The 17,240-nt window shown below is 41.1% G+C and carries 11 protein-coding genes and 2 tRNA genes; 9 read left to right on the forward strand and 4 right to left on the reverse strand.

Annotated features, from left to right (window positions below):
- Positions 1-71: 71 nt before the first annotated feature.
- Positions 72-557 (reverse strand): cytidine deaminase, encoded by a 486-nt coding sequence (gene cdd / locus ACZ41C_RS03730; RefSeq protein ID WP_464564426.1) that lies wholly within the window; start codon positions 555-557, stop codon positions 72-74.
- Positions 558-633: 76 nt separating this feature from the next.
- A complete protein-coding gene (porV, locus tag ACZ41C_RS03735) occupies positions 634-1,785 on the reverse strand; it encodes a type IX secretion system outer membrane channel protein PorV (protein ID WP_464564428.1) in 1,152 nt (383 codons plus the stop codon).
- 391 nt (positions 1,786-2,176) lie between these two features.
- On the opposite strand from porV, the gene gldJ reads away from it, so the two are divergent.
- Positions 2,177-3,841 (forward strand): gliding motility lipoprotein GldJ, encoded by a 1,665-nt coding sequence (gldJ, locus tag ACZ41C_RS03740; RefSeq protein WP_464564430.1) that lies wholly within the window; start codon positions 2,177-2,179, stop codon positions 3,839-3,841.
- 63 nt (positions 3,842-3,904) lie between these two features.
- A complete protein-coding gene (locus ACZ41C_RS03745; RefSeq protein ID WP_464564432.1) occupies positions 3,905-5,176 on the forward strand; it encodes a UDP-N-acetylmuramoyl-tripeptide--D-alanyl-D-alanine ligase in 1,272 nt (423 codons plus the stop codon).
- Between the two features lie 37 nt (positions 5,177-5,213).
- Here the strand turns inward: ACZ41C_RS03745 and ACZ41C_RS03750 are convergent.
- Positions 5,214-5,288, reverse strand: a tRNA-Val gene (locus tag ACZ41C_RS03750).
- A 174-nt stretch (positions 5,289-5,462) separates the two neighbouring features.
- Between ACZ41C_RS03750 and ACZ41C_RS03755 the strand changes: the two genes are divergently transcribed.
- Genes ACZ41C_RS03755 through ACZ41C_RS03770 form a run of 4 tightly spaced genes read left to right on the forward strand, consistent with a single transcriptional unit; the run spans position 5,463 to position 12,584 of the window.
- Positions 5,463-8,663, forward strand: coding sequence for a DUF1553 domain-containing protein (locus ACZ41C_RS03755; RefSeq protein WP_464564434.1), 3,201 nt, complete (start codon positions 5,463-5,465; stop codon positions 8,661-8,663).
- 11 nt (positions 8,664-8,674) lie between these two features.
- Complete coding sequence (locus ACZ41C_RS03760; protein ID WP_162850223.1) at positions 8,675-10,141, forward strand: DUF1501 domain-containing protein; 1,467 nt, start codon at positions 8,675-8,677, stop codon at positions 10,139-10,141.
- 13 nt (positions 10,142-10,154) lie between these two features.
- Positions 10,155-11,207, forward strand: coding sequence for a 6-bladed beta-propeller (locus ACZ41C_RS03765; protein WP_464564436.1), 1,053 nt, complete (start codon positions 10,155-10,157; stop codon positions 11,205-11,207).
- 15 nt (positions 11,208-11,222) lie between these two features.
- Positions 11,223-12,584 carry a c-type cytochrome domain-containing protein gene (locus ACZ41C_RS03770; protein ID WP_464564438.1) on the forward strand — a complete coding sequence of 454 codons (1,362 nt, stop codon included), beginning with the start codon at positions 11,223-11,225 and terminating at the stop codon, positions 12,582-12,584.
- An 82-nt stretch (positions 12,585-12,666) separates the two neighbouring features.
- On the opposite strand, the gene ACZ41C_RS03775 is transcribed toward ACZ41C_RS03770, so the two are convergent.
- Positions 12,667-12,726 (reverse strand) — tRNA-Val (locus ACZ41C_RS03775).
- A gap of 135 nt (positions 12,727-12,861) precedes the next feature.
- On the opposite strand from ACZ41C_RS03775, the gene ACZ41C_RS03780 reads away from it, so the two are divergent.
- The 3 genes from ACZ41C_RS03780 (at position 12,862) to ACZ41C_RS03790 (ending at position 17,063) form a co-directional block, all read left to right on the forward strand.
- Positions 12,862-14,088, forward strand: coding sequence for a phage integrase SAM-like domain-containing protein (locus ACZ41C_RS03780; protein WP_464564440.1), 1,227 nt, complete (start codon positions 12,862-12,864; stop codon positions 14,086-14,088).
- A 667-nt stretch (positions 14,089-14,755) separates the two neighbouring features.
- The gene (locus ACZ41C_RS03785; RefSeq protein WP_464564442.1) at positions 14,756-15,136 is read left to right on the forward strand and encodes a hypothetical protein; all 381 of its coding nucleotides are present in this window, start codon (positions 14,756-14,758) and stop codon (positions 15,134-15,136) included.
- Positions 15,137-15,146: 10 nt separating this feature from the next.
- Positions 15,147-17,063: a T9SS type A sorting domain-containing protein gene (locus ACZ41C_RS03790; protein ID WP_464564444.1), complete on the forward strand. Its 1,917-nt coding sequence runs from the start codon at positions 15,147-15,149 to the stop codon at positions 17,061-17,063.
- The last annotated feature ends 177 nt before the right edge of the window (positions 17,064-17,240 follow it).

Genomic DNA, 17,240 nt, shown 5'->3' on the forward strand with positions numbered 1-17,240 from the left:
CGAGAAGAAATTACACCCTTAACAAAAAAAGGAATTTACGTGTTTAAAAGGTCTTCTTAAAACCTATATAATCATAGATAGGTTTTATCAAAGCCCAAGGGTAAAATAGCGGCAACCGATGGACATTCTACGACCTTTCCTTGGGCTCCCATCATCAATATCCGTATGGGCGATTTTTGTCGGTGTTCATATTCGAATAAGGACTGCCTGCAATTACCGCACGGAGCGGCCGGTTCCAACACCTCACTGTTTTTTGATTGTACGGAAATGGCCAATGTTTTGATCGCTACATTGGGAAACTTCGCCCCGGCATAAAAAACGGCCACACGCTCCGCACAGAGTCCGGAGGGATAAGATGCGTTTTCCTGATTGCTCCCTATTACGATTTCACCATTTTCCAGTTCCAAGGCAGCACCTACCTGAAAATTGGAATATGGGGCATAGGCGTTGCCCCTGGCCTCCATGGACTTTTCCAACAAGGTCCTGTCACTTTTCTTCAAAGCTTCAAAGGAATCATATATAAGGATATCAAACCCGATTTTTTTCTTCTTTGCCATCTTTTGTTTTTCCTCTTCGAAGATACAAAACAAAAAAACCCGCAAAATGCGGGTTTCTATTTATTACGTTCTGAAATCAATCGTTATAAAACTCTTCGCCCAAACTAAAGGTCAACCCAAAGCGTAGCGTGTTTTCCAAAGGGTTTCTAACTTGGGAAGTAGAGAACAAATAGGATAAGTCGATTTGTGCCGACTTAAACTTGAATCCCGCTCCCAATGTAAAAAACTTTCTAGAGCCCTTTACCTCGCTTTCGTTAAAGTACCCTGTTCTTACCATAAAGGAATCTTGGTATACGTATTCAGCGCCTAAGGCCCAAGTCATCTCTTTTAGTTCCTCACTGAAACCATCAGGGGCGTCACCAAAGGAGCTGAAAATTCCACCAAAACCACTTTCATTTTGGTAAATATCGTTATCCGCAGAATCGATTACCCCATCACCATTTTGATCTTGCGGTGTTGGAACCAACAATTTGTTAAATTCTGAAGTAATTCCAATAACGTTGTCCTGATCTAAAATAAAATCAAATCCAACCCCAAATTTTAGGTTGCTGGGCAAAAAGTTTTCCTGACCACCCTCATCATATTGTATCTTACCTCCAATATTGGAAATATTGAAACCTGCCCTCCAACGCCCATCAAAATTATTGTAGGCAATTTCCCGGGAACGATAGAATCCGGCCACATCCACTGCAAAAGAGCTCGCCGCTTGGGAATCTACGGAACCGCTCTGTTGCGGCAAACGTAGGTTGGAACGAATGTACCTACCAGCAACCGCCATGGAAAAAGTTGGGCTTAGTTTTAGAGAGTAGGAACCATCCAAAGCCAGTTCATTAGGTTTTGCCAAAGTACCAGGGTCATTCGCAAATTGGCGCAATTCTATTTCCCCTAATGTAAAGTATCTCAAACTAACGGCAAAAGCGCTCTGCTCATTAATTTTATTATAGTAACTACCGTTCAATAAAGAAATGTCTGTAATGATACTTTCTAGATATGGTGTATAGCTAAGCCCTATTCCCATTTTGCGCTCCGCAAATGCAAATTTTGCAGGGTTCCATTGTTGTGAAAAAGCATCGGTAGAAGTTGCGACCCCCATATCACCCATACCCGCGGAACGAGCATCGGCCGCAATAGTCAAAAATGGGACCGCCGTAGTTATAACCCTATTATCGTCTTGCGCATTGGCCTTCACAAAAAAGGCAAGCATTAAAATAAGTGTAAGTTTTTTCATTAATTCAATAGTTGATATAAAGTGGGCCAATTTAGTGTTTCGATGACTTTGGTCCACATAATTTTATATGTAAACGCTGTTTTCAACGTTATCTTGCACCATTAAGTATATATTTTTGGTTTTTTTTAATACTCGTGCGAAAGCCAAGGCATTCTCCCTTTTTAGTTAAGCCTCGAATATACTATATCCTTTTTTGCTGCGTTATTCCTCATAGAACAAAATTGCTATCAAAAATTTTTTAAGGCTGGATTTGCCAAAAATATTTTAAACGATAAAATATAATAATCAAAACATCGTTTTAACCAGCAAAAGCGATAAAATTAAATTAAAATCCAAATCAAATTAGACTAGCGAACTATTAGTTTAAACAGATTGAACTCAAGTCCTAATTATGAAAAAACAGTTTTTTAAAGTTGTACTCTCATGCACCGTGATTGCGGGAGGTTTTACAGTTACCAGCTGTTCCAAATCTACATCCTCCAAAAATGTGTCCAGAGCTACAGGTTGGAAGATAAATGAAAAGGAAGGTGGTTTTCAATACAATACTGACTTCAAAGAGCAAGAGACCGCTCCTGGACTAGTGTTTGTTGAAGGTGGAACTTTTACGAAGGGAAAAGTACAGGATGACGTAATGCATGATTGGAACAATACCCCTACTTCACAACATGTTCAATCCTTCTATATGGATGAGACAGAGGTCACGAATGTCATGTATCTGGAATATTTGGATTATCTAAAAAGCGTTTATCCTCCTGAAAATCCCAAATACGCTAACATTTACAAAGGTGCCTTACCTGACACCTTGGTTTGGAGAAACAGATTAGGTTTTAACGAAACCATGACCAACAACTATTTAAGACACCCTGCCTATGCAGAGTATCCGGTAGTTGGAGTAAACTGGATCCAAGCTACCCAATTTGCGGAATGGAGAACGGACAGAGTAAACGAAATAATGCTTGAAAGGGAAGGTTATTTGGCAAAAGACGCAAAATATCAAGCTCTGAATGGCGAAGTTGCCGGAACTTTTAGTACGGAGGCTTATTTAAACAGACCGGAATCCGTTTACAATGGTCAGATCGACTCCCTACAAGGGAAGATGAAAAAGGATAGTGTCCCTGCCTATGCTAAAAGAAGTAGCGGTATTATTATGCCAGAATATAGGCTCCCTACGGAAACTGAGTGGGAATATGCCGCACAGGCACAAGTAGGACAAAGGGAGTACAACAACTACAGAGGTAGAAAAAAATATCCTTGGGAAGGTGACTATACCAGAAACGGACAGCGAGTTGGACGTGGCGATCAATTGGCCAACTTCAAGCAAGGAAAAGGAGATTATGGCGGAATCGCCGGATGGTCCGATGACGGTGCCGATATTACCGCAGAGGTTATGTCCTACAAGCCCAACGACCTTGGTCTTTACGATATGGCCGGTAACGTTGCTGAATGGGTAGCCGATGTTTACCGACCCATAGTCGACGATGAAATAAGCGACTTCAACTACTACAGGGGAAATATCTACATGAAAACAGCCATTGGCGAAGATGGAAAAGTAAATATCCTACAGGATTCGATTGTTTACGACACCTTACCAAATGGAAAAGTAGTTGCCGTTAACCTACCTGGCGAGATTAAAATGGTTCCTGTTGATGAAGAAGAAACCTATTTGAGAACAAACTTCTCTTCCAGTGACAATAGAGGATACAGGGACGGTGACCCGGGATCTTCAAGATTCTTTGACAGATTTAGCGATGAGGAGGAATCTGAAGAACTATCCATGTACAACTCTCCAAAACATAAAGTTGAAAGAGATTCAGCCGGTAACCTCATCAGACAGTACGATCAGTCAAATGATAGGACGTCTTTGATAAACGATGAAGTACGTGTATACAAAGGTGGTTCATGGAGAGACAGGGCATACTGGTTAGATCCTGCACAGAGAAGGTACCTACCACAGTATATGGCAACGGATTATATAGGATTTAGATGTGCCATGTCCAGAGTAGGTTCTAAATCCAAGACAAAGAACAAAACTGTTAGAGGACAAAAAGCCAAATAATTTTTGGCATCCAAATAAGATAAAGCCCTTTGAAAAAAGGGCTTTTTTTTTATCTTCGATTTCATGAAAGTAAAAGAGCTGCACAACCTTTTTTTAAACTACCCTAGCGTTTGTACGGATACCCGAAAAATCAAACCAGGAGATCTATTTTTTGCCCTGAAGGGCGATAATTTCAACGGGAACGAATATGCAGGGGAAGCTTTAAAAAAAGGAGCCGCCTATGCCATTATCGATGAAGAAAAGTTTTCCGGTAAGCAAAGAATCTTGGTTGCGGATGTGCTAAAAACACTCCAGGACCTAGGTACCTTTCATAGAAAATTTTCCAAGGCAACGGTGATTGCCCTGACTGGAAGTAATGGCAAGACCACTACAAAGGAACTTATCAATAGCGTGCTTTCCCAAAAATACAGGACCATTGCAACTTCGGGCAACCTCAACAATCATATAGGAGTGCCATTGACCTTGCTCTCCATTAAAGAGGACACGGAGATTGCTATTGTGGAGATGGGTGCCAACCATCAAAAAGAAATCGCTTTTCTAAGTTCCATTGCGGCACCGGATTTTGGCTATATAACGAACTTTGGCAAGGCGCATTTAGAAGGTTTTGGCGGCGTGGAAGGGGTTATAAAAGGGAAAAGCGAACTATACGATTTCCTGATGGCCAACAACAAAGGGATCTTCATGAATGCCGATGACCCCATTCAAAAAGATAAGCTCAAATACTACATCAAAAAATACGGGTTTAGCACCTCCGACTCCAAATTCTATCCAATTTCACTAATAGAATCGAATCCATTTGTAGTCGTAAATGTTGAGGAAAGCATTATCAGGACCCAACTCATAGGCGCATATAATTTCTCGAACTGTTGCGCCGCGATTATCATGGGGAAATACTTCAATGTACCATTGGAGAAAATTAAAGTAGGGCTTGAAGGTTATATTCCATCGAACAATAGATCCCAGATCATTGAAAAAAATAGTCTAAAGATTGTCCTGGATGCTTATAATGCAAATCCTTCAAGCATGTCTGCCGCTATAGAAAATTTTGCAAAAATGGCAGGAAATACTAAAGTCCTGTTTTTGGGCGATATGTTTGAGCTGGGGCAAAGCGCCCATGAAGAGCATCAGAAAATAGCCGATTTGACCAAGGAACTAGGTTTTGAAAACGTTTTTCTAATCGGTGAAAATTTCTTCAAAGTAACGAGTGAATTCAAAAAAATGAAATCGTTCGACCAATTGAAACAAAACCTCCAAACCGATGAGATTCAAAATGCCCTATTATTTATAAAAGGTTCCAGGGGAATGGCCATGGAAAGAATTCTTGACCTCCTCTGAATTACTTCTGGATATCAAACCAAATACAAAAAGAGAGTGGGATATACTGGATTCGAACCAGTGACCTCTGCCCTGTCAAGGCAGCGCTCTAAACCAACTGAGCTAATATCCCATTTTGGAGGGCTAAGGTACTACTAAATTTTAGTTCGATAAAGGAATAAAATCCAATTTGGATAAAATTTAAAGATCCGTTTAGTCCATACTTTGGAATCCAAACCAAACTTCGTTCAATGTTTTTTTCAAAAAAAAGTGTACATTTAAGGGAGTAACCTCGATTCCTATATAGATGAATTTCAAGTATTTCGTATACTTCGTTCTTGCCTTGCTACTTTTTGCATGTAAATACAATCTTCCGGAGGAATTAGAGGTTGCCTATTCGGACCTACCTGAAAATATTGACTTCAATTACCATGTAAAACCAATTTTGTCTGATCGGTGCTATGCTTGCCACGGTCCGGATGAAAATACGCGTAAAGGAGGATTGCGATTAGATATTGAAGAATCCGCATTTCAGATACTTGAATCAGAAAATACCGCATTCGTGAGAGGAAATCCGGGTGATAGCGAATGTATTCAACGTATCCTAAGTGACGACCCGGAACTTCAAATGCCTCCACCGGAGTCAAACCTATCACTTACAAAAAGGGAGAAGGCCCTATTGATCAAATGGGTAGAACAAGGAGCCAAGTGGAAAAATCACTGGGCGTTTCTCAAACCAATGAAACAAGCAGTTCCTTCACGTATAAACAAGGATTGGCCGTACCAAAATGAAATAGACGGTTTTGTGCAGGCAAAGCTTATAACTAAAAAATTTGCTCCCTCACCAGAGACCGAAAAGGAAAAATTGATTCGAAGGGTAACCATGGATTTGACGGGACTTCCTCCCACCCTTGAGGAAATCGATGCTTTTTTGAAAGACCCAAGTGATGATGCTTATGAAATAGTAGTGGATAGGTTGCTTCAAACCGATGCACATGCAGAACGGTTGGCCTTGGATTGGTTGGACCTTGCCAGATATGCGGATTCCCATGGACTACACGCCGATGGTGCCCGCTTGATGTGGCCATGGCGGGATTGGGTCATAAACGCTTTTAAGGACAATATGCCCTACGACCAATTTGTTACTTGGCAATTGGCGGGAGATCTTTTCCCAAATCCAACGAGAGAGCAGAAGCTGGCCACGGCGTTCAATAGAAATCACCCAATGACCGCTGAGGGTGGAGCTATTGAGGAAGAATTTAGACTAAACTATGTCTTTGACCGCACGGAAACCGTTTCCACCGCTTTTATGGGACTTACCGTAGCCTGTGCAAGATGCCATGATCATAAGTTCGACCCCATAAGCCAGAAGGACTACTTTGAAATGTCGGCTTTCTTTAATAATGTAAAGGAATTGGGAATGACCGGCGACGATGGTAATTATGGGCCTATGCTTGCTCTCCCCAATAAAAATACGGAGGCCAAGTTGAACGACCTCCAAAATGAAATTGCCAAAAAGGAAAAAGAGCTCGCCCTAACAAAAAATGAACTCGCCCAACTTGAGGAATATATCGAAACCCTACCGGATTCCTTCATCGAGACCGGAAAGTTGGATTACTATCCTTTGGACAAGCTCTCCAACTCCAATAAAGGTCATATTGCCGACCAAAATAAGAATGCTACCACAAGGGAGGCCCCAAAAGTAGTAGAGGGCATAAAAGGCAATGCTTTTCTTTTCAATGGGGAATATGACGAATTATATCTTCACAATATTCCAAATTTTGAATGGATGGATTCCTTTTCGGGAAGTCTATGGATCCAAACCACAAAAAGGGATTCGGCCAAAACCCAGACCATCATGGGTACATCCGGGGACAAAAACAACTTTTGGCGTGGTTGGGATTTTTACTTGGATGGGACCAATCGACTGAACGCGAGACTCATACACTCCCTACCCCATAATTATATTCATGTTAGGTCCAAGGATTCCATCAAAACTAACGAATGGAATCATGTGGCCTTCACCTATACGGGATCATCAAAAGCAAAAGACCTCAACCTGTTTATCAATGGTGAAGAGGCAGATTCAGAAATAGTTTTCGATAATTTGTATAAAAGCATAAAGACAATCCGAAGTGGGGACCATTCCGCTTACCACGCTCCGGTAAGGGTGGCAAAGAGTTACAGAGGTTTTACTGGCGAAAATGGGATTTTTCTTGGTAAAATTGATGAAATCCGATTATTTAATAGAGGCCTATCCCCTATTGAAATAAAAAGATTGGCCTCGTTACAAAACGAAACCGGCACACCTCCAATAGACAAGACATATTGGATACAGCAATCCGATGCAGTTCAAAACCTGGAAAAGGAATTACGAACGTTACGGGCAGATTGGTTAACAGCCATGGAACCTGTCATGGAGGTAATGGTTATGGAAGAAATGCCCACAAAAAGGAAAGCCTTTTTATATGACCGTGGAAATTATGACCAACCCACCCAAGAGGTCGAAGCGAATACCCTATCCATTTTACCAGAATTTTCGGATGATTTGCCAAAAAATAGATTGGGTCTCTCAAAATGGCTATTTTCAAAAGAACACCCTTTAACTGCCAGGGTAACGGTCAATAGATACTGGCAACTACTTTTTGGGAAAGGATTGGTGGACACGCCTACGGATTTTGGTGTACAGGGATCGCTACCCAGTCATCCGGAACTATTGGATTGGTTGGCCATTTCGTTTATGGACAGTGATTGGGATGTAAGGGAATTACTAAAAAAAATGGTGATGTCACATACCTATAGGCAATCTTCCAAGGTATCTGAGGAATTGTGGCAAAATGACCCTGAAAACATATACCTGGCAAGAAGCAATACCTACAGGTTACCTGCGGAGCTAATACGGGACAATGCATTGGCAGCCAGTGGCCTATTGGCAACAACGGTTGGCGGGAAAAGCGTTAAACCGTATCAACCCGCCGATCTCTGGATTGAAAAAACAAGCTTTTCGCATGAACTGATGCGATACAAAGAAACCAAAGGCGATAGCCTGTACCGGAGGAGTCTCTACACATTTGTTCGACGCACACAGCCCCATCCGGCTATGATAGCTTTTGATGCCCCATCCAGAGAGGTATGCACCATATCCAGGGAAAATACCAACACACCGTTACAGGCCTTGGTCCTGTTAAACGACAAACAGTTTGTTGAAGCATCCAGGGTCTTGGCAGAAAGGATTCAAAAGGAAGCCGGGGACACTTTGGATAAACAAATAACCCATGCTTTTAGACTTGCGACAAGCCGTAGGCCCAAAAAAGAAGAATTGCAATTGTTAATAGAGTTTTACGACCAGCAAAAAAAGAGGTTTCAAAAAAATCCGACTGAAGCCACCAAACTTTTGTCCGTTGGGGATAAAATTGTCGATAATTCACTGGACATGACAAAAACCGCCGCCCTCACCATGGTGACCAATACTTTATTGAACCATGATGAGTCATATACCAAAAGATAATCCAAATAGTTATGTGCAACAACCATAATAAAAATTATACACGAAGGGATTTTTTGATCAAGACATCTTTGGGCATGGGAGCACTTAGCCTTGGTTCCCTAATGGACTCCTCATTGCTTTTTGGAAATACCCCAAAAACAGTCCAAAGAGATTTCGCAAATGGCGGAGGGGTTTTGGGTCAACCACATTTTGCGCCAAAGGCCAAACGAATCATTTATCTTTTTCAGAGTGGTGCCCCGTCACAGTTGGACCTGTTTGATTACAAACCCCTGTTGAACAAGATGCAAGGTCAGGATTTACCTGAAAGCGTGCATGGCGGACAGCGATTAACGGGGATGACCTCCGGCCAGGCCTCCCTGCCCTTGGCGGGAACCTTATCTACTTTCAATCAATTTGGGGACAGTGGGGCTTGGATGACAGACTTAATGCCGCATACTTCCAAGATAGTGGATGATCTATGCTTTATCAAATCCATGTATACGGAAGCCATCAATCACGATCCCGCCATTACCTTTATGCAAACAGGTTCCCAATTACCGGGTAGGCCCTCCATGGGTTCATGGCTTAGTTATGGTCTTGGTACAGACAACAAAAACCTTCCAGAATTTGTAGTACTCGTGACCAAAGGAAAAACGGGGGGACAACCGTTATATTCCAGATTATGGGGTAATGGATTCCTGCCTTCACAGCACCAGGGTGTACAATTTAGGGCAGGAAAAGATCCAGTGCTTTACTTAACTAATCCACCAGGTGTGGATTCCCAAGGAAGAAGGGAGCAATTGGATTACCTACAAAAGTTGGAACAATTGAACCAAAAGGATATTGGGGACCCGGAAATAATGGCACGTATGGCACAATATGAAATGGCCTTTAGAATGCAAACCTCCGTACCTGAAATTATGGATACTTCAGACGAGCCTGAATATATCTATGACATGTACGGCGAGGACAGTAAAGTACCAGGAACTTTTGCAGCTAACGCCTTATTGGCAAGAAGGTTGGCCGAAAGAGACGTGAAATTCATACAATTATACCACCAAGGATGGGACCAACACGGAAATTTGCCCAGTGCCCTAAAGAGACAGTGCAAGGATACGGACCAAGCAACGGCCGCCCTTATAACAGACCTTAAACAAAGGGGGATGCTTGAAGACACCTTGGTCATATGGGGCGGAGAGTTTGGCCGGACCAATTACTCCCAAGGCCAATTAACGGCGACGAATTTTGGCAGGGACCATCATGGTAAATGCTTTACGATTTTTATGGCAGGTGCTGGAATAAAGGGAGGAATGACCCTAGGTGCCACGGACGAATTTGGGTTCAATATTACACAACGGCCCGTTCACATCCATGACTTTCAGGCTACAGTAATGCATTTACTGGGTATAGATCATGAACGCCTAACGTTTAAATTCCAAGGAAGAAGATATCGCCTTACGGATGTACATGGAGAGGTTGTAAAGGAAATTTTGGCCTAAAATATATCGGTATATGAAAAATAAGAGACGAATATTTATAAAAAATACGCTTGCCGCTACTACGGCAAGCATGATCGTACCAAAGGAAACTTTCGGTATTCTAAAATCCAAAAAATATATGGACGGTATTGTTGGACATGGTGATTTTATATACAAAGTGGATAAGGAATGGGGAGTTCAAGACCCTTCCAAAATACCTGTAAATGATTGCCATGAAATGGTAATGGACAGCCAGGGAAGAATATTGATGACGACTACCGGTGCAAACAATGATAACATCATCGTTTATGACAGATTCGGTAAGGTATTGAAATCATGGGGAAGGGAATTTCCCGGGGCACACGGACTTTCCATCATGGGAGAGGGAAGCGACCAATTTCTACTCATTACAGATCCGGAAACCCATAAAGTCCATAAAACAACCTTGAATGGCAGGATTATATTGACCCTGAAGCGACCTAGGGAAGTTTCAGGATATCAAAGTGATGAACAGTTCAAACCTACGGAAACGGCAATTTTACCCAATGGGGATTTCTACGTGGCCGATGGCTATGGGGAAAACTACATCATCCATTACAACGAGAAAGGCGAGTACTTAAACCATTTTGGGGGAAGCGGTAATGGGCCGGTCGAATTTAACTGTTGCCACGGAATTACCCTTGATACAAGGGACGCCTCCAACCCAACGCTTTTGATTACGTCCAGGGCGAGTCAGGAATTCAAAAGGTTCTCTCTGGATGGCGAACATTTGGAAACCATTAAGTTGCCAGGGTGCTCCATTTGTAGACCTGTCATTCATGAGAATCATCTCTATTTCGCGGTGATCGTAACCAAAACATGGGACACTTGGGACGGTATGTTGGCGGTACTGGATGCAAACAATAAAGTAGTTTCCCTACCTGGCGGAAGCGCTCCAGAATATGTAAACAACATTCTGGTAGAACCTCAGTACGACGGTAGCACTTTTAGAAACCCCCATGACGTCTTGGTCGATGCGGATGGTAACCTTTATGTTCCGCAGTGGGCTTCGGGAAAGACGTATCCCATCAAACTCCATCGGGTTTAAATCCCGACCATTAAAATGACATTGTTCCTGTTTACAGACTTTACCTATTTTTTGGGTCGGTTTCATCCTGTTTTGGTCCACTTGCCGATCGGGTTTCTTTTGCTGGCTATCTTACTGGAATGGTATCAACGTATCAGAGGAAGAAAAATAGGTCAATTAATAGCCTATGCTTGGTTATTGGGCAGCCTTGGCGGCTTGGCATCCATCATTTCCGGATGGTGGTTGGGCGATACGGGATTATATCTGGAGGACGATCTGTTTTTTCATCGCTGGCTTGGAGTCTCCTTGGTGTTTATGGGTTTTATAGGCTGGTGGCTTAAAAAAAATTGGAAACGCTATGCCCCTGGAATTCAGAACACCATAAATATCCTCGTCCTATTGGTGATTTTTATAGAGGGACACTTGGGGGGAACGTTGACCCACGGACCGGACTACCTTTTGGAATATGCCCCTGCCTTTATCAAAAACAAGTTTGCCGAAAAGGAATTTGGTAAAACCGATTTTTCAAACCGGGATTCCATAGTGGTTTACGAAGATTTGATAGCACCTATTTTACAGGAAAAATGTTGGGCATGCCACAATGCCGAGATCCAAAGGGGACACTTAAATATGGAACACCCGGATTCACTGTTCAAGGGCGGTGAAAGTGGTCCAACTTTAATAGCCCGTATCCCTACCGAAAGTGAACTTTTTAAAAGGGTTACCCTATCCCCAAAAAGTCAAAAATATATGCCACCCGTAGGGGAGCCCCTTACTTATACCGAAATTCAATTATTGGATTGGTGGATTACCAATGGGGCCGATTTGACAATGAAAGTTGAAGAAGGAAACGCCATAGGTCCCATAAAATCGATATTGTCTAAAAATTATGGAATCGATACCACCCCAAAACCTTGGTACGAAATGGTAAAAATAGAACCGGTGGATTCCCTTGTAATTGATAAACTCATTAATCAAGGTTTTTCGGTCAAAAAATTGGGACAAGAAAATTACCTATTGGATATCAAATACAACGACCAAGAACTAACAGAAGAAAAATTAAAATCATTGTTGGAAGTGTCCGATCATATTACATGGCTATCGTTCGCCAAAAGTAATATTTCCGATAGCCAGCTCAATTATATATCAAAATTCCCCAATCTTACCCGGCTTCAGTTGGAAAAGACCCCCCTCACCGATACAGGAATAAAACATCTTTCGACACTTAAGCACTTGGAGAGTATCAATCTATATGAGACCAATGTTTCGGAAAAATGTTTGGAGGACCTCTCCAAAATTTCAAGCCTAAGACGCATTTATCTTTGGAATACAGCGGCAGACAAAAAATTAGTTCAGGAATTCAAAGTGCAAAACCCCAAAATGGAAATAATTTTCTAGTAAAATCAGGAAAAAGTAATTCTTTGTCCAAGCAGAAACAAAAAACCCGTACTATGTTAAGTACGGGTTTTTTTTTAATCCGTGGGCCCTACTGGATTCGAACCAGTGACCCCCTGCTTGTAAGGCAGATTTTAATTAAATTCATATAAATTAAAAAGTCAATGAATACGGGAATTTTCAGAGATTAGTTGTATCTTTTAGTACATTTAAGACCATAAAAAACCACTTTTTGCGTGCAAACTGCGTGCAAATTTGCACACAGACTTTAACATTTGATATGGCTACATACATAAAGCTCTCATTGGATAAACGAAGGAAAGATATCAAAATATTCCCATTAATTTTTCGATTGACCCATAATCGAAAATCCACAAGTATAGGTACAGGATACAAATTATCAGTTTCCGAATGGGACGATAAAAGGCAAAAAATCAGGCCATCCTTCAAAGGCACAGAATCGCCTTCCCGTCTGAACAATCTTCTGCAAAAGAAAATGGCACGTATGGTCGATATCCTTACTAAATTGGAGGAGGGGGACAAATTGAAATATATGAGTGTAACCGAAGTCAGGAGCCACATTACCCGTACTACAAAAAAGGTAACTTTTTACCAGTTTGCCGAAAAGCAGATAGCAGACCTGATAAAAGCGAACCGCATTGGAAATGCAAGGGCTTACAAACATGCATTGAAAGCGGTAAAGAATTTCAGAAACAACAAGGATTTCACATTTGATGAACTGAATCTCGAATTCCTAAACCGATTTGAAAAGCACCATTTGGCCAAGGGAAATAAACTGGGCGGCCTTAGTGTCTATTTGAGAACCATTCGGGCCATTAACAGGAAAGCTATAAAGGCGGGGGTCGCAGACAAGGAAGGTTATGCCTTTGATGATTATGTGATACGTAGCGGAAAACCTGAAAAGCGGGCCTTGCCCATCGATGCCATTCGGAAAATTGCTTCGCTTGATCTTGAAGAAGGCACTGCTATTTTCAGGGATAGAAATATTTTCATGATGAGCTTCCTGCTCAACGGCATGTCCTATGTAGATATGGCTCATTTAAAGTTGTCTAATATTGTTGACGGTCGGATAAAATACTCTCGTAAAAAAACAGATCAACCTTATAATATTAAAATCCACGACCAACTTACACCCTTACTATCCTATTTTACAGAAGGCAAGAAAAAAGTTGATTACCTTTTGGATGTTGTCAAAAGTGAAAATCCAATCGAAAGTTATAATCAAATTGTTTGGGCCAGAAAACGTTATAACGATAATTTGAAAAAGCTTGCTGAACTTGCAGGTATAGAAGAAAACATCACGAGCTACGCCACACGCCATTCATTTGCATCCGGGGCAAATGAAATGGGAATTCCGCTTACCGCAATTTCCCAAATGTTGGGTCATAAACGGATTAGCACGACTCAGGCGTACCTAGCCAATTTGAGAAAAAGCAAAATGGATGAATACCAAGACGAAATTTTCGGACAACTATCAGATAAATAGGAGCTTTAATTGAGTTATAAAACGTTAAAGCTTCATGTCTTTCCTTCTTCTCCCTAACCAAAAAAAGGCACCCGTAGGGTGCTTTATTTATATGGTATGCCAAATTACAGTGAAGGCATTTAGTTCCATAAAAGGCGAATTACCGGAACTACTAAAAAGAACATCAAATAGGACTACAATTCCATTATTCCGTAGTATAAATATTCAGTGCCATAAAATTGCCGATTGTCGGAACTACAGTTAACTCCCCTTAGTTATTAATATTTACCGAACATTCAAATTGGTTTATAAGTGTAGGTAATTCAAACAAAGTTGTCGTTTTTGCATCTATGAGGCCACTACCTAGAAATCATCGAAGTCGTAAAATTACTTCTTTACTGCAATATCCCTCAAGGTGCCGATAAGTATACCCTTTAGGTCAGTTTCCTGAGAATCTCAAAGGTCTACCAGCCGATATCGGCGCGCTCGACCTTGCAATACTCTCCAATTGTTTCGGCTTTTTCGACAATTCCATGAAAGCACATAACCCTAAATAAACATCTTTGAAAAGCAACCAAATTTAAAATATGCGTCTTATCTATTAGAAGCAAAGGTAGGAATTAAAAAATTTTATGTAAAGTATTTTCCTACATTAATTGAAATTTAGTTAACTTAAACCAGTCAAAATATGAAAAAAGAAATCTCCAAAATGAAAATAAGCTTCCTGTTTCTTCAGATAGTTTTCTTTATGTTCTCTTGTTCAAACTATAATCCTGAACCGGGCTGCTATCAGGACATGGGACTAAAAATCATTGAGACCATAGAAGAAGAGAGCGGAATCATATACGCACCAGGGGCAACAAGGTGCCCGACCACTTATGTAATAGAAACAGAGGATAAAAAGGCCAGCCGCCCTTTAGGGCTATTGGAGCCTTGCAATTTAGAAAAGGAATTTGAATTGGACAGTGTCAGGGTAATCTATAGCGGATACGTTTATGAAAGGCTAAATGACGGAGACCAATGTGCCGATAAATTTGAAATAACGAGCATAACCTTTGCTAACCCTTAAACTTAAATACATGAAACACATTTACTTTTTAACAGCCATTTTTTGTTTAATCTCCTTCTCTGCTTTTTCACAAAAAAGGATTCCTTCGGAAATAATCCCGGCTACCGCCTTGGAAAAACAAGAGCTATCCAAGTTGTTTAGGAATTTCAAGGTAATACGACTCGATTTAAAACAGCTGAACAGGGAAGTTTCCGGAAACCGCCCGCAAAGGGTCATTTTGAACGTAGGCGGTGCCAAGGATGTGGATATGGAGATATTTCCACATGACATTATCTCCACTGATTTTAGGGCGGTCATTGTTGACGATGAAGGAGAAAAGGAGGTCGAATTAATGAGCAGGACCTTCCAGGGGCTGGAAACAGATACTCCCCACGAAATACGTTTGACCCTTTCGGACAATTTTATTTATGGCGGCATCGAAACCGACGAGGGCATGCTTATGATATCCCAAATAAAGAATACCCTCAAAGACAGGGCTATAGGCCCAAACAGGTTGGTTGTTTATAGGTCTACAGACGTTATTGAAAATGATTTGGGTTGTGGTACGGACGACCAAATCAAAAGCGACGGATTTATAGAAAATAACTTGATGGCCAATTCATCCTCCTCTGGTTGTAATATTGTGGAATTAAATTTGGATTGCGACACCGAATATTGGAATTCGTATACCGATGCATTCGACCAAATGTTGGCAGAGATCAATTTGATACAGGGGGTCTATGAAAACCAGTTGAACACAGTTTTAAGTGTTTCAAACATGCATGCTTTTATCGGAAGTATGTATTCCTCCACAAACACCGCCACAATCATTAATGAGATTAAAAGTATTTGGTCCAGTTCTCCATATTCTTACGAGTTAAGGGATATGGTCCATCACTTCACAGGGAAGACCACCAATTATTTAGGTCAAGCATCATCTATAGGGGCGACATGTAACGAAACAACCCCAGCAGTAGTAACAATGGATAGAACAAACATGCATCAAACACTAGCCCATGAAATTGGTCATATGTTAGGTGGAATTCACCCTGACGGGGAGAATTGTGGCACTCCATTTCAAAGGACAATTATGTGTCAAGGTCTTGATAAACAATTGAGTTTTTCAACTGCTTCCATAAACAGGATAACAAACTTCGTTGATCCAAAATCATGTTTCAATTATAATTCCGTAAACATAAGTGGCGATAGTGAGATGTGCATAAATAATACGAGAACCTATAGTTTGACACATTTTGAACAGACCGCAGGGACAACGGTTACCTGGAGTACAAACAGTAGATTGAGTATCCAGTCGGGACAAGGAACCGCAAGCGTTGTGGTTAAAGGCGTTTCAAATGGTACAGGAACATTAACGGCAGTTTTGAACTATCCCGGCTCATGTGGTTCTGTAACCGAAACGAAAACAATCAAGGTCGGGCCTCCCATTATAGGGATTTCAGTTAGCGGACCGGATCAATATGGTTGGATTAGTGCTACTGCCAATTCCGGTTCTTCTCCTTGGACTTGGACTTTCAATGGAAGTACCACTTGGACATCAACCAGTGCTACGACTTCGAAATATGTAGGTTGTAATGGAGGTTATCTATATGTGCAATCCTCTAATAATTGTGGACAGGGAAGTGGATCAACATTTGTCTCCGGTTGCTCTGGCGGATATTATACGGTAGTTTATCCAAATCCCGCTACTTCGGAAATTACAATATCAAGAAAAGCTGATTCCAAGACCTTAAGTGGTAGTGCTTTTATGTTTGAGGAAAACCTTAAAATAGATCTTTTTGACTTTAGTGGCAATAAGGTAAAATCTGTAAGGGCAAATAAGAACACGGCCGATATAAAAATTGAATTAAATGGGTTTCCAAAAGGAAATTATTTTCTGAAAATCAAAGGGCGAGATATAGATGAGACCCATTCCATTATTGTTGAATAGTACTATATAACATAGTGAATAAAGTGCGGGATTCATCCCGCACTTTATCTTTTATTAAGGTGTTTAATGATATTGGTAACCACGCCCATATATTGAGCGTGGTATCCCCCGATATTACAATGGCGCGGTATTAGAATATTCTTACCCTGTTCTTTTTTGTTGCGTTTCACAGTAAAA

It is taken from the genome of Maribacter sp. C-4077 (genome assembly GCF_055378385.1).